We start from the raw sequence: 13,851 nt of genomic DNA on the forward strand, positions 1-13,851 counted from the left end.
AATTCTCACTGCAGTAGGAAAGCATGGGGTCAGTTCCAGTATTGTTCAACCGTAATATGACCTGGCGTACGGCGCAGATTTTTGCGCAGGCCCAAGATTTCCAGCTCGGCCCGTACTGCTTTAATCATCTCCGGATTACCGCACAGCATCACCTGGCTGGTTAAATCAAATTGCGCGGCAGCAGCCTGTTGCAACTGCCGGTTTTGAATCAACTGCGGTAAGCGCGCTTGCAGCGCACCGGGGTGTGATTCCCGGGTGACCACCGGCTGATAATGAAATTGGTCGGAGTAGTGCTGCTGCCAACTGGCGATACGATCGCGGTACACCAGGTCTTGCACCTGCCGTACACCATGCACCAAAACGATGCGTCCAAAGCGCTGCCAGGGCTCGTTGGTGGCCAGCATGGACAAATAAGGCCCGATGCCGGTGCCGGTAGCAATCAGCCAGAGCGTATCACCTGCAGGCACCTCATCCAGGGTAAAAAAGCCGGTCGCAGGCTGACTGACCCATAGCCGGTCACCAGCTTGCAGTGCATGCAGCCGTGGCGATACCTTGCCATCGGCTACTGGTGTCAGTAGAAAGTCCAGCTGAGTATCGCCAGGGGCATTCACCAGCGAATATGCACGTTGCAGCCGGCCTTCTGGCGTTTCCACCGCCAGCCGGACAAACTGGCCCGCGATGAAATCAAACCCCGGCACTTGCACCCGTAAGCTGCATAAGCCTGGATGCCAGGCGTAATTTTCTGTGACTTCAGCCTCTAACCACTGTGCCATCAATGCCTCCTGTACGTTCTGGTATCAGCCTAAAATACCTGACTAAAATAGTCAACTATTAAGCGATTTCCATCTCCAGGGATTTTATCCGCCGAAGCTTGGGCTGGATCAAGAGCCGTCAAGATCCCTTGCTATACTCTAGCAGAATCATTCAGGAGGGATCTGTGCTTAAAATTTTGTTTGGTGTTGCCCGTTTACCGTTTTTAACCCTGACCGTCCTTTGCATCGCACTGGCTGCGGCTGGCAGCTGGTATCAGCAGGGCAGCCTATCCATTGGCTTGCTGCTGTTGGTGCTGCTTATGGCACTGGCAGCGCATATCAGCGTGAATGCCTTTAATGAATACTTTGATTTCCGCTCCGGGCTGGATTTTCTGACCAGGCGTACACCTTTTAGTGGCGGCAGCGGTACTCTGGTAGCCGCACCACAGCAAGCGCAACTCGCGCTCTGGCTGGCGATTGGCAGCTTGCTGCTGGTCAGTGCCATTGGCCTTATGCTAAGTGCGCTGATCGACTGGCGCTTATTGCTGTTAGGTCTGCCTGGGGTTTTGCTTATCTACAGCTACACCGAGTACATCAACAAATCACCACTGCTCTGTCTGCTGGCACCCGGAATTGGCTTTGGTGCTCTGATGACGCTCGGCGCTTACTGGGTGCTGACCGGCAAGCCTGATGCGCTGGCCTTAAGTTTATCAGCCTTGCTGGCACTGCTGATTAGCAACTTGTTATTGCTAAATCAATTTCCGGATATCGAAGCCGATCGCCAGGTTGGCCGCCGTCATCTGCCCATTGTGCTGGGACCGGCTAAAGCAGCCTGGGTGTTCAGTGCTTTACTGCTGGCCTGTTATCTGCTGCTGGGTGCTGCCGTCTGGCAAGACTGGCTGCCAGCTGCCGCTTTACTTGGCCTGCTATCGCTGCCATTGGCAGTACGTGTTATCCGATCGCTGCAGCATGCGATCAATGCAAGCAGCCGCAACCAGAGCAAGGGCCAAGACCAACTGGCAGCCGCGCTCGGACACAATGTGCTGTTAACCCATGCCCTGCCCGCTCTGGTGTTGCTGGGACTGGTGCTGGCGAAACTGCAAGGGGTAGCCTGATGCCTGAAATTGTCAAAACACTCAGCACCGATGTGCTGGTCGTCGGTGGCGGTGGTGCTGGCCTGCGCAGTGCTATAGCTGCCAGCGAAGCCAACCCCAAGCTGTCGGTGACCCTGCTGTCCAAGGTGTACCCGATGCGCTCGCATACCGTAGCCGCCGAAGGTGGTGCTGCCGCGGTAACGCTGGGCCACGACAGCCTGCAAGCACACTTTGACGATACCGTGGCTGGCAGCGACTGGCTGGCCGAGCAAGGGGTGGTGGATTATTTTGTCAAACACGCCTTTGGAGAGCTGGTGCAGCTGGAGCACTGGGGTTGCCCCTGGAGCCGGCAACAAAGCGGTGAGGTGCAGGTGCGGCGCTTTGGCGGCATGAAAACCGAGCGCACCTGGTTTGCCGCCGATAAAACCGGCTTTCATATCCTGCACACCCTGTTTCAAACCTCGCTGAAGTACCCACAAATTAACCGGCTGGATGAGTACTTTCTGCTGGATTTGTTGGTGCATGAACAGCGCTGCTATGGCGTGCTGGCGATTGAGATTGCCAGCGGCGAGCTTGTGCAAATTAAAGCTGCCAGCGTGATCCTGGCCACCGGCGGTGCCGGCAGGGTCTATCAGTTTAATACCAATGGCGGCATCGTTACCGGCGATGGCATGGCGCTGGCCTACCGCCATGGTGTGGCACTGCGCGATATGGAGTTTGTGCAGTACCACCCAACCGGCTTGCCGGGCTCCGGCATTTTAATCACTGAAGCCTGCCGCGGCGAAGGCGGAATTCTGCTGAATAAAGACGGCTACCGCTATCTGCAGGATTATGGCCTGGGGCCGGAAACGCCACTAGGCAAGCCACAGAATAAAACCATGGAACTGGGGCCGCGCGATAAATTATCTCAGGCCTTCTGGCACGAGCAACAACAAGGCCGCACCATCACGCACTCGCAAGGCGAAGTGGTGCATTTGGATCTGCGTCATCTTGGCCAGCGCTACCTGCTGGAACGGCTACCCTTTATCTGCGAGCTGGCCAAAGCCTATGTCAATGTCGATCCGGTTAAAAGCCCTATTCCGATCCGCCCGGCGGTGCATTACACCATGGGCGGTATTTTAACCGATGCGAATTGCGCTACCAGCATTGCAGGTCTTTATGCAGTTGGCGAATGCGCCTCAGTCGGGCTGCATGGCGCCAACCGGCTGGGCTCCAACTCTTTGACCGAACTGCTGGTGTTTGGCAAGGTAGCAGGGCGTGAAGCCGCCCGTGTTGCCAGTGAGTCGCATCCAGAAGCTACAGACGCCTTAATCAGCAACCTGACTGAACAGGCTGTTAGCCCCTTGAAAAGACTGCACAGCGGCAACGGCACCGAACGCTGGCACGAACTGCGCCAGCAACTGGCTGAAAGCATGGAGCAAGGCTGCGGCATCTATCGCAGCGAAGCTGGCTTGCAACAAACGCTCGCCACCTTAGGCCAACTAAAACACCGCTACCAGCAATTGCGCCTTGGCGATACCGGCAAAGCCTTTAATACCGAGCTGCTGCATGCACTTGAGCTTGGTTTTGGGCTGGATGTGGCCGAAGCTATGTGTCAGGCAGCTCTTGAGCGCAAAGAGTCGCGTGGTGCCCATCAGCGTCAGGAGCCAGGCCTTACCAACCGCAACGATCAGGACTTTCTGCGCCACAGTCTGGCCTTTTATCAAGCTGGCTCCGGAGCCAGCATCGAATGGCAGGCAGTGGATACCAGTTTATCGCCACCGGCTGAGCGCCGCTATGGCGGTCAACAACAAACTGACAAGCCACCCAAGGAGAGCTGCTAATGCCAACCCTAGCGATCCGGTTGCAACGCTACCAGCCAGAGCAGGACAGCGCCCCCCACTGGCAAGATTTTCGTGTCGAGTACGACGACAGTACCTCGGTGCTGGATGCACTGGAGCAAATCAAAGCCGGCCAGGACAGCAGCTTAAGCTACCGCTGGTCGTGCCGGATGGCGATTTGTGGCTCCTGCGGTGTGATGGTCAATGGCGTACCCAAGCTTGGCTGCAAAACCTTTTTGCGCGATTACCCCAAAGGCCTGCAACTGGCTCCACTGGGTAATTTCCCGGTGGAAAAAGATCTGATCGTGGACATGTCGCGCTTTTTGGAACATTTAACCGCCATAAAGCCCTACCTGATTGCCGAGGCAGCGCCACAAGGCCAACCCCACCGGCAAACACCGGCCCAGCTGGCGCGCTATAAGCAGTTTTCCAACTGCATCAACTGTGGCCTTTGCTATGCTGCCTGCCCGCAGTTTGGCTTAAAACCGGATTTTTTGGGCCCGGCCGCCATTGCGCTGGCGCATCGCTACAATCTGGACAGTCGCGATAGCGGCCAGGCTGAGCGCATGGCCCAGCTAAACAGCGACAACGGCGTCTGGGGCTGTACTTTTGTTGGTTACTGCTCGACCGTTTGCCCTAAGGGCGTAGATCCTGCTGCGGCCGTGAATCAGGGCAAGATCGCCTCGACGCTGGACGGGGTGATTCAGTGGTTCAAGCCGGCTAAGGAGCCACGCAACAAGGAGCAAAGCCAATGAGCCGAAAACCCTATCAGCCACCGATGCCTGCCAGCTGGTGGTTAAAGCATCCGGCCTACCGCTTTTACATGCTGCGCGAAGCCACCGTGCTGCCACTGCTGTTTTTTGTCGCCAGCCTGCTGTATGGCCTCTATGCACTGGGGCAAGGTGAAAGCAGCTGGCTGCAGTACCTTAGCTGGTTGCAACAGCCCTGGGTCATTGCACTGAATAGCCTGGCGCTTGTGGCCAGCTTGTTTCATGCCTGGACTTTCTTTGTGCTCTTTCCACAAGTGATGCCGCTGCGCCTTGGCAGCCGCACCCTGCCCGCCTGGCTGATGGTAAGTGCCCAGTGGGCCGGGGTGTTGCTGGTTTTCCTGGCGCTGTGGTGGCTGTTAGGAGGTTTGGATGCGCACCAATAATCAAGACACCCCTCAAACAACCCCACGCCGCTCGGATGAGCCTATCTGGTGGTCGCTGTTCAGTGCCGGCGGTGTTTGCGTGGCGGTGCTGGTCCCGGCCATCGCCTTGCTGGTGCTGCTTGGCGTCCCGCTTGGGCTGGTCAGTACCGAGCAGCTCAACTATCAGCGGTTGCATGCGCTGGTGTTTCATCCGCTGGGGCTGGGGGTGGTGCTGGGTGCCTTGGTGCTACCACTGTTTCATGCCATGCACCGCATTCACCATGGCCTGCACGATCTGAAGCTGGCCCATGGCCGCCTGACTAAATGGCTGTGTTATGGCAGTGCTGTACTGCTGAGTGCTGTGGCCCTATGGCTTTGGCTAACCGCCAGCTAAGCTGCTGCTAGCTGGCTGTAGCCAATCAGCGACAATATAACCAGTTGATTGTACTGGATTTAGCGTATATGAACTGGCTACTGTCGCTAAAGTGCAACACTGCGACCTCACTTCGCATTGAAAAGGAAAAGATAATTAACTCAACCAATTGATTTCTAACTTATTTTCCAGGATGGCATAAAGCCTGCTATCAGTTCGCTGTCGTCAGCAGCGAGGAAAGTCAAATGAAGAAGGAATGGATCGCCATAGCAGTAATCTTGGTTGCAAACCTGAGCCTTGCCAACTCCGTGTTCTGTGGCCCCAGCGGCACCGAAACCGTCACGACTCAAACAACCCACCAAGATGATATGGCCGAACTCACTGACCTGTTCGCAGAAGTCACTCAGCCGGGCCATGACTGGTTCGACACGAACTAAACCGCACCAGACGAACTGTGCAGACAGCGGCACTTTCGCTAATGGCACTGCTCTATCTGTTTTAATACATCGAACCACTCTGCAATGGCAGTTGGCATTTCAATATCAATGCGCTCAGTTTGCCCCAACTGAGTACGATGAAAGCGCCACTCAGTTTGTAACTCGGCCAGTTGCTCCTGCACTTGTTGCAATTCATCTGCTGTGAATTCAATGGCATCCAGGCCAAGAGGCGAACCACTGCGCACCTTGCTCAGCACCGGTGTCACCCAGAGATCAAACTCGGCAAGGGCCCGGATCGTGATCAGCAACTGCCTTTTTTCGCTGTAATACGGCTCCGGTAAAATGCCGCCTTCGTCCCGATTACGCTCTAGTACAGACAATTCGTCCTGGTAAGTAAAGGCTTGAAACGCAAACATCATCGGCACATTATGCAGCGCTGCCTGATAAAGCCAAAAGCGGGCTTTGGCGAATTCCGGTGCCGGTATATCCGCACTATCGTGCCCGGCAAACTCTGGCCGCAACATTGGGGCTGCATAATAAATGGCTAAAGCCCGCATCGCCAATGCATTGCCAGCCTGAGCTTCCAAGACTATCGCGGCCTCTTCCTGATGCAGATAATGCTCTTCTGCCCAGTTATAAAATAGCAACTCATTGCGCAGCCAATCTTCCACCAGGTGTTTGGCTGGATGCTCTTCAAGCAACGAAAACGGGGGACACTCCGCCGAGGTGGCAGCAACAGATAACGGCTCAGATGAACTCTGTGTAATCTGGAGTTGGCTGACTGCAACAACCTCAGCCTGATGGGTATCCAGAGTAGCAAAGCCGTTCGGCTCTGCTTCCGTCTCAGTAAAAGTGAAGGGCTCTGTCAATGGGGATTCGGCAGACAACTCTGATAATTCAAGCCAGACAGGGCTTGGCTCTGGCTGCCGTACCCACCAGGCCAGCAACACCAACACCACAGCCATCAGCGATACGAGCCATTTCATTCAGGCCTCCTAGCCAGTTCCCATCCGTGTTGTTTCAGGCCGCTAGCTCTTTCACCCACTGCATCAGCTTGGGGTATACCTGCCGGCTTTGGCGGGCAATCTCGGTTTGCTCCTGCAAAATATCGTGCAGAATATCCTGGGTGGTCAGCGGGTTGGCCAGCACCACCCGGAATACGATCATTTCCTGACGCTGGTACTGCTCCGGTGTTAAACGGGTCCGGGAGACGAAAGACTTGCCCTGCTCGCGTTGCCGTTTCTGGATAAATTTGGTCAGGCTGTTCAACAGCTCGTTGATTTTCTCACGCTGCTCCGGGCTGGCTTTGTGCAAAGCGACTTGTACTTCGGCCGGCACATAACGATACGTCAGCAAGCAGAGTTCTGGCTCGGTGATCAGTTCAAAGTCGCCATGTGCTTTAATCAGTTCGGCAAAGTAGCGGGCTTTTTCCAGGCTGCGGTTGATCAGAATTTCATAGCCATCCCGGCCAATCACCTGCAAACAGGCATGCACCAGCATCGCCATGCCGGGACGGGAGCCTTCCAACGTTTGGCTACCCAAATCTTTGGAGCCTTTACGCAAAATGTATTCGGCGTGGTGCTCAATCGCATGAGCACTGGATGGGTCTTTAAACACCACCATACCGGCGCCCATCGGCACATACATCTGTTTATGGGCATCGATGGTAACCGAGTCGGCCCGTTCAATGCCGCTTAGCAGGTGGCGGTATTTTTCCGACAACAAGGTTGCCCCACCCCAGGCAGCATCGACATGGAAACAACACTGCAATTCTTCGGCTAAGTCGGCCAACTGATGCAAAGGGTCAATGTTACCGGTTTCGGTAGTACCAGCCACGCCAATCACCGCCAGCACCCGGATATTTTTTGCTTGTAGCTCGGCGCAAATGCGGCGCATCTCGGCCATATCGACCTTGTTGTTGCCATCGGTTTTAACCGCAATCAAATCATCACGGCCAAGACCCAGCACATCGGTCGCCTTGCCAAGCGAATAGTGGCCACGCTCAGAGACCAGCACGGCCAGGCCATCGTAACCATAGTGCTTCATGGCGCGGAACAAGCCTTCACGGGCGATGCCTCTAAAGTCACCATCTGGTCCCAATAAGCGGTTGCGGGCAATCCACAAAGCGCTGATGTTGGCAATGGTGCCACCCGAGCAAAAAGCCCCCAGCGCATGATTGGCGCTGTGCATCCACTTGGTGTAAAAACCGGCGTCCTGCTGATACACCAGATGGTGCATCATACCCAGCACCTGGCGCTCCAACGGTGTAAAGGCTTTGGAGGTTTCAATTTTGACCAGGTTCTGATTCAGCCCCACCATCATTTTCGACAGTGGCAGCACAAAATACGGCAAGGCCGAAGTCATATGGCCAATAAAACTGGGCGAAGCAGTGTGCACCGAATGCGCCACCAGCTTTTCCATCATGGCATCGGCATAATCAGAAACAAATTGTGGCGCCAACGGGATCTGAAAATCCTGAAAGTCACGCTCGATTTGCCACAGCGGTTTTTCCACCGCCACAATGCTTTCGCGCAGGAATCCGGCCAGATTCTGCGATATATTCTGCTCAATTTTGCTGAGCGTGGAATCCGGCGCTTCCGGCACGGTAAAAATCCGCCAGAGTGCTTCTTCCGATGCTGTCGCCTGCCGTTTACTCACATCTATCCTGCTCGTTGGCCCCGGCTCTTTGGCCGGTGTGGGTGCTACAAAAAAGGGCATTCACTTTACTGCATGCCATGCAAAAAGTCTGCAAAAAACTAGCTTCGTAAACCAATGCCTTTGTTAATTAAGTACATCGCATAACTAAACAGTAGCACAATCAACAGCAGCAAGAGACCAAAGGCCAGCCACAGACTGATATCGCTGATGCCTAAAAAACCAAAGCGAAAAGCATTGACCATATAGACCACTGGGTTCAGTGCTGCAACCTGCTGCCAGAAGCCTGGCAGCAATTGAAGCGAATAAAACACTCCGCCCAGATAGGTCAATGGCGTCAGCACAAAGGTTGGGATGATGCTGATATCATCAAAGGTCTTGGCATAGACTGCATTGATCAGGCCTCCCAGGGCAAACACCATCGAAGTCAGCAGCACCGTCAGCACAATGATACCGATGTTGTGCAGCTGCACACTGACAAACAGCAAAGACACCAGGGTGACAATCAACCCCACCAGAATACCGCGCGCCATGCCGCCACCGACATAGCCCAGCACAATGATGTAATTGGGCACCGGCGCTACCAGCAGTTCTTCAACATTGCGCTGAAACTTGGCGCTAAAAAACGAGGAAGCGACGTTGGCGTAAGAGCTGGTGATCACCGACATCATAATCAGGCCAGGGACAATAAACTCCATGTAGCTAAAGCCGCCCATCTCACCGATGCGTGAACCAATCAGGCTGCCAAAAATGACAAAATACAACGTCATGGTGATGGCTGGTGGTACCAGGGTTTGCACCCAAATCCGAAGAAAACGGTTGGTTTCTTTATTTAAAATACTTTTTAGTGCTACCAGGTAGTTGGCTTTAGAAAAAGTCTGCTGACTCATGCGCTGTGCTCTCCCCGCCCCTGCTCGACCAATGTCACAAACAGTTCCTCCAGCCGGTTGGCTTTGTTGCGCATCGACAGTACCTTGACCTTTTGTTCGGTTAAGCGGCTAAAGATATCGTTTAAGCCGGCTGATTTTTCCACATCCACTTCCAGACTGTGATCATCCAGCAGCCGGTAATGAAAACCATCCAGCTTAAGTTCAGCCGGGTTGGTGTCGACATCCAGCACAAAGGTTTCCTGGCTTAGCTTGCTGAGCAAGGCTTTGATGCTGGTGTTTTCAATGATCTGGCCCTGATCGATGATGGCGATGTTACGGCACAGCATCTCGGCCTCTTCCAGATAATGAGTGGTCAGAATAATGGTGACGCCCTGCTGGTTGATGCGGCGCAAAAAGTCCCACATCGAGCGGCGCAGCTCAATATCCACACCGGCGGTCGGTTCATCCAGGATCAGCAGTTTGGGTTCGTGCATCAGGGCGCGGGCTATCATTAACCGGCGCTTCATGCCACCGGATAACTCCCGGGCCCGGCTGTCGCGCTTATCCCAAAGGCCCAGCTGGCTCAGGTATTTCTCGGCGCGGACTAAGGCCAGCTTTTTTGGCACCCCATAGTAACCGGCCTGATTCACCACAATTTGCAGTACGGTTTCAAACTGGTTGAAGTTAAACTCCTGCGGCACTAAGCCCAGCTGGCTTTTCGCCAGCTCTAACTGCTGGTCGATATTGTGGCCAAATACCTCGACAGTGCCACCGCTCTTATTTACCAGCGAGCTGATCACGCCAATGGTGGTACTTTTACCGGCGCCATTGGGACCGAGAAGCGCAAAGAAATCCCCTTGCTTTACTTCCAAATCAATGCCTTTTAGCGCCTCTACCTTGTTTTTGTAGGTCTTGCTTAGTTGCTTAATATTCAGTGCCAGTGTCAATGCGCTTCTCCCTGATAACCCCAGCGGGCCAACAGTTGTTGTTCCAGCCCCAAATGGTCCAGCATTCTGGCCACCATAAAGTCCACCAGATCGTCAATCGAGGTCGGGTTGTGATAAAAGCCAGGTGCGGCCGGCATAATGGTTACGCCGAGCCGGGCCAGCTTGAGCATATGCTCCAGATGAATGGCATTGAGCGGGCTTTCCCGTGGTACCAGAATCAGCTGACCACGTTCTTTCAGCACCACATCGGCAGCACGCTCAATCAGATTTTCGCTGGCACCATTGGCAATGGCAGCCAGGGTGCCGGTTGAACAGGGGCACACCACCATCTGCTTAGGCGCCGCCGAACCAGAGGCTACCGGCGAAAACCAGTCGTCTTTACCATAGACCTTGAGTAAATGGGGTGAACACTGCAGCAATTCAACCAGTTGCGCCTGGCATTTTTCCGGCGCTGCCGATAGCTTAGTGCCATGCTCGGTCGCAAACACCACCCGGGCGGCACTGGAAATCAGCAAATGCACTTGCACCTGCTGCGCGAGCAGACACTGCAATAAGCGCCAACCATAAGGCGCCCCGCTGGCACCGGTAAAGGCCAGGGTAATTTGCTGTATGGGTTTATCCGACATGCTCTGCTTCCCTTAACTCGATGGCCTCTCGCAGCCGCTGATTCAAGCCGCCAAAGCCGCCATTGCTCATGATCAGCAGCTGATCGCCGCTGCTCAGCTCCGCCAGTACGGCCTGCTCTAACAAACCTAACTCATCAAACAGCCGGGCTTTTTCGCCCAAAGCAACCGCTACTTGCTGCATGCCATCTGCGGCGCCTTTGGCCTGAAAAATAAACACCTGATCAGCAGACGCCAGCGCTGTTGGCAACGCCTGTTGATGCACCCCACGTTTCATGGTGTTGGAGCGCGCTTCCAGTACGGCCAGAATACGGTTTTGGCCCACTTTAGCCCGCAATGCCTGCAAGGTCGTTTGAATGGCAGTGGGATGATGGGCAAAATCATCGTACAAGCGCACCCCACCTGCTTCGGTCAGCAGCTCCAGCCGGCGTTTGGGTGCCTGAAAACTGCACAGTGCCTCGATAGCAACGCTGACCGGCACACCAACATGGCGGGCAGCGGCCAGCGCCATCATGGCGTTATCGACATTGTGCTGGCCCAATAAGCCCCAATGCACTTCACCTTGCAGCTCACCTTGCAGCAACACTGAAAAAACCGAGCCATCAGCTTTCCGCAACCGGCTTTGCCACTGTGCTTCGGTCGCTGAACCCGCACTGACCTGAGCCGCATAGCTTTGCCGCTCACTCCAGCAGCCCTCGGCCAGCATGTGCTCAATGGCCGGCTCTGCCTGTGGTGTCAGGATCAGGCCACTGGCAGGCACGGTACGGATCAGATGGTGAAACTGGCGCTGAATAGCGGCTAAATCGGGGAAGATATCCGCATGATCGTACTCCAGGTTGTTGATCACCAAAGTACGGGGCCGGTAATGGACAAACTTGGAGCGCTTATCAAAAAACGCCGTGTCGTACTCATCGGCTTCAATCACAAAAAACGGACTCTCCCCAAGCCGGGCCGAGACCCCAAACTCAGGCGGCACCCCGCCAATCAAAAAGCCAGGCTTTAAGCCGGCCTGCTCTAAAATCCAGGCCAGCATGCTGCTGCCAGTGGTCTTGCCATGGGTGCCAGATACAGCCAGCACCCAGCGCTGCTGCAGCACCTGCTCCGACAACCACTGAGCACCGGAAGTATAGGGCAATTGCCGCTCCAGCACCGCTTCGACACAAGGGTTGCCGCGTGACAAGGCATTGCCAATAATCACCAGGTCCGGGGCCGGCTCGAGCTGAGCCGGTTCAAACCCACTGGTCAGTGTTATGTCAAGCGCCTCGAGCTGAGTGCTCATCGGTGGATACACATTGCTATCAGAGCCCGTCACCCGGTGCCCTAAGGCTTTGGCCAGGGCCGCGATGCCGCCCATAAAAGTGCCACAAATTCCCAGAATGTGAATATGCATGCTATCAACTCATAATGCAGGTGACGCCTATTGTAACAAAACTGCGGCTGGCTGCGATTGAAACTGCAATTTTGGCAAAAATTCTTTAAACTAGCGGGTAAAAATACCAGTACCTCACCTACACAGTAAAAAAGGAATTCCCATGCGCCGTATTTCTCCGGTCCTGCAGCAAGATGGTGTCGATAGCGACCTGATTGCCCTGATAAAAACTATTCTGGCAGCCTGCCGCGAAATATCCTTTCGGGTCAGTCAGGGCGAATTGGCTGGCGTACTGGGCTCGACCTTGTCAGAAAACGTGCAGGGTGAAACACAGAAAAAGCTGGATGTGATTGCCAATGAGTTGCTAAAAGAAGTGATTCTGGAAACCGGCGTGGTCAAAGCCATTAGCTCGGAAGAAGAAGACGATATCGTCGCCGGCAACCCCAGGGGCCGCTATCTGGTGACCTTTGATCCGCTGGATGGCTCTTCCAACACCGATATCAACAGCCTGATTGGCACCATTTTCTCCATTTTACCGGCACCAACTGATAAAGAAGCCGACGATGCCAGCATGTTCCTGCAGCCAGGCACCGCTCAGGTTGCGGCCGGTTATGTGCTCTATGGTCCGTCTACCATGCTGGCCCTGACCACCGGCAAGGGCACCCGCATGTATACGCTGGATAAAACCTACGGCGGCTTTTTGCTGACAGAAGATAAGGTCACCCTGCCAAAATACACCTCAGAGTTTGCCATCAATATGTCGAACCAGCGTTTTTGGCAGGCACCGATGCAAAACTACATTCAGGATCTGTTGCTGGGCAAAGAAGGCCCACGCGGCAAGAATTACAACATGCGCTGGATTGCTGCCATGGTGGGTGACGTGCATCGCATTTTGTGCCGCGGCGGCATTTTTGCCTACCCGGCTGATAACAAAGATGCCAACAAGCCTTATAAATTACGACTGATGTACGAAGCCAACCCGATGAGCCTGCTGATAGAACAAGCCGGAGGCCTCAGCATCACTGGTACCGAGCGTATTCTGGAAATCCAGCCGGCTGATATTCATCAGCGGGTGGCAGTCATTTTAGGCTCGCGCCATGAGGTGGAGACTTGTTTGGCCTACCATCAAAAGGCACTTTCGACCAATTGAGGATAGCCATTTCGATGGCTGTCGCTATAATAGCCGACATTTCATTCACTATAGGATACCACCATGAGCTTAAGCGATGTAGCAGCAGGCAAGAACCTGCCAGATGAAATCAATGTCATCATTGAAATTCCGGCCAATGCCGACCCGATCAAGTACGAAGTGGATAAAGACACCGGTACCGTCTGGGTAGACCGCTTCATGTCCACGCCTATGTTTTATCCGTGCAACTACGGCTTCGTAAACCAAACCTTGTCACTGGATGGCGATCCGGTTGATGTGCTGGTACCAACGCCGTACCCACTGGTACCAGGTGCTGTGATCAAATGCCGCCCGGTTGGCGTGCTGAATATGTCGGATGAGTCCGGTGAAGACGCCAAAGTCATCGCAGTCCCGGTGAGCAAGCTGACCAAGCTGTACGATCATATTCAGGACATCAACGATGTGCCTGAGCTGCTCAAGCAGCAAATTCAGCACTTTTTTGAGCGTTACAAAGAGCTGGAGCCTGGCAAGTGGGTAAAAGTAATTGGTTGGGCCAATGCCGCCGCGGCCAAAGCTGAGATCATGACCTCCTTTGAGCGTGCCAATAAGGCGTAATCGCCGGCACAACGAACAGCCAGCCGGAACGGGTGT

At 54.5% G+C, this 13,851-nt stretch carries 16 protein-coding genes; 9 read left to right on the forward strand and 7 right to left on the reverse strand.

The genetic code is table 11. From position 1 onward, the window contains the following. Positions 1-29: 29 nt before the first annotated feature. Positions 30-773 (reverse strand): ferredoxin--NADP reductase, encoded by a 744-nt coding sequence (locus tag QWY20_RS06565; protein ID WP_330128231.1) that lies wholly within the window; start codon positions 771-773, stop codon positions 30-32. Here QWY20_RS06565 and QWY20_RS18655 point away from each other — a divergent pair. From QWY20_RS18655 to QWY20_RS06595, 7 genes are all read left to right on the forward strand, one after another. Further along, positions 745-819: an AgrD family cyclic lactone autoinducer peptide gene (locus QWY20_RS18655; RefSeq protein ID WP_407935408.1), complete on the forward strand. Its 75-nt coding sequence runs from the start codon at positions 745-747 to the stop codon at positions 817-819. The two genes, QWY20_RS06565 and QWY20_RS18655, sit on opposite strands and share 29 nt — an antisense overlap. A gap of 118 nt (positions 820-937) precedes the next feature. Then, positions 938-1,867 carry a prenyltransferase gene (locus QWY20_RS06570; protein WP_330128232.1) on the forward strand — a complete coding sequence of 310 codons (930 nt, stop codon included), beginning with the start codon at positions 938-940 and terminating at the stop codon, positions 1,865-1,867. Beyond that, positions 1,867-3,669: a fumarate reductase (quinol) flavoprotein subunit gene (gene frdA / locus QWY20_RS06575; RefSeq protein WP_330128233.1), complete on the forward strand. Its 1,803-nt coding sequence runs from the start codon at positions 1,867-1,869 to the stop codon at positions 3,667-3,669. Before QWY20_RS06570 ends, frdA begins: the two co-directional genes overlap by 1 nt. After that, entirely contained in the window at positions 3,669-4,421 is a 753-nt protein-coding gene (locus QWY20_RS06580; RefSeq protein ID WP_330128234.1) for a succinate dehydrogenase/fumarate reductase iron-sulfur subunit, read from the forward strand. Before frdA ends, QWY20_RS06580 begins: the two co-directional genes overlap by 1 nt. Then, on the forward strand, positions 4,418-4,819 hold the full coding sequence (locus tag QWY20_RS06585; RefSeq protein ID WP_330128235.1) for a fumarate reductase subunit C: 402 nt from the start codon (positions 4,418-4,420) through the stop codon (positions 4,817-4,819). Before QWY20_RS06580 ends, QWY20_RS06585 begins: the two co-directional genes overlap by 4 nt. Next, positions 4,806-5,192: a fumarate reductase subunit FrdD gene (frdD, locus tag QWY20_RS06590; protein WP_330128236.1), complete on the forward strand. Its 387-nt coding sequence runs from the start codon at positions 4,806-4,808 to the stop codon at positions 5,190-5,192. Before QWY20_RS06585 ends, frdD begins: the two co-directional genes overlap by 14 nt. Before the next feature lie 224 nt (positions 5,193-5,416). Continuing rightward, positions 5,417-5,608, forward strand: coding sequence for a hypothetical protein (locus QWY20_RS06595; protein WP_330128237.1), 192 nt, complete (start codon positions 5,417-5,419; stop codon positions 5,606-5,608). A gap of 38 nt (positions 5,609-5,646) precedes the next feature. Here the strand turns inward: QWY20_RS06595 and QWY20_RS06600 are convergent, their stop codons facing one another. The 6 genes from QWY20_RS06600 to mpl are packed head-to-tail and all read right to left on the reverse strand — an operon-like array spanning position 5,647 to position 12,092. Next, entirely contained in the window at positions 5,647-6,594 is a 948-nt protein-coding gene (locus tag QWY20_RS06600) for a hypothetical protein (protein WP_330128238.1), read from the reverse strand. Positions 6,595-6,628: 34 nt separating this feature from the next. Beyond that, complete coding sequence (gene panP, locus QWY20_RS06605) at positions 6,629-8,326, reverse strand: pyridoxal-dependent aspartate 1-decarboxylase PanP (protein WP_330128239.1); 1,698 nt, start codon at positions 8,324-8,326, stop codon at positions 6,629-6,631. A gap of 38 nt (positions 8,327-8,364) precedes the next feature. Continuing rightward, complete coding sequence (locus QWY20_RS06610; protein ID WP_330128240.1) at positions 8,365-9,153, reverse strand: ABC transporter permease; 789 nt, start codon at positions 9,151-9,153, stop codon at positions 8,365-8,367. Then, positions 9,150-10,079, reverse strand: coding sequence for an ABC transporter ATP-binding protein (locus QWY20_RS06615; RefSeq protein WP_330128241.1), 930 nt, complete (start codon positions 10,077-10,079; stop codon positions 9,150-9,152). The genes QWY20_RS06610 and QWY20_RS06615 overlap by 4 nt, the downstream gene beginning before the upstream one ends. Further along, positions 10,076-10,705 carry a flavin prenyltransferase UbiX gene (locus QWY20_RS06620; protein WP_330128242.1) on the reverse strand — a complete coding sequence of 210 codons (630 nt, stop codon included), beginning with the start codon at positions 10,703-10,705 and terminating at the stop codon, positions 10,076-10,078. Before QWY20_RS06620 ends, QWY20_RS06615 begins: the two co-directional genes overlap by 4 nt. Next, positions 10,695-12,092 (reverse strand): UDP-N-acetylmuramate:L-alanyl-gamma-D-glutamyl-meso-diaminopimelate ligase, encoded by a 1,398-nt coding sequence (gene mpl, locus QWY20_RS06625; RefSeq protein ID WP_330128243.1) that lies wholly within the window; start codon positions 12,090-12,092, stop codon positions 10,695-10,697. The genes QWY20_RS06620 and mpl overlap by 11 nt, the downstream gene beginning before the upstream one ends. A 142-nt stretch (positions 12,093-12,234) precedes the next feature. Between mpl and QWY20_RS06630 the strand changes: the two genes are divergently transcribed. Continuing rightward, complete coding sequence (locus QWY20_RS06630; RefSeq protein WP_330128244.1) at positions 12,235-13,221, forward strand: class 1 fructose-bisphosphatase; 987 nt, start codon at positions 12,235-12,237, stop codon at positions 13,219-13,221. Between the two features lie 63 nt (positions 13,222-13,284). After that, positions 13,285-13,815: an inorganic diphosphatase gene (ppa, locus tag QWY20_RS06635; protein WP_330128245.1), complete on the forward strand. Its 531-nt coding sequence runs from the start codon at positions 13,285-13,287 to the stop codon at positions 13,813-13,815. Positions 13,816-13,851 lie beyond the last annotated feature (36 nt).

Source organism: Alkalimonas cellulosilytica (genome assembly GCF_036325985.1).
In the GTDB taxonomy this organism is placed as follows: domain Bacteria; phylum Pseudomonadota; class Gammaproteobacteria; order Enterobacterales; family Alteromonadaceae; genus Alkalimonas; species Alkalimonas cellulosilytica.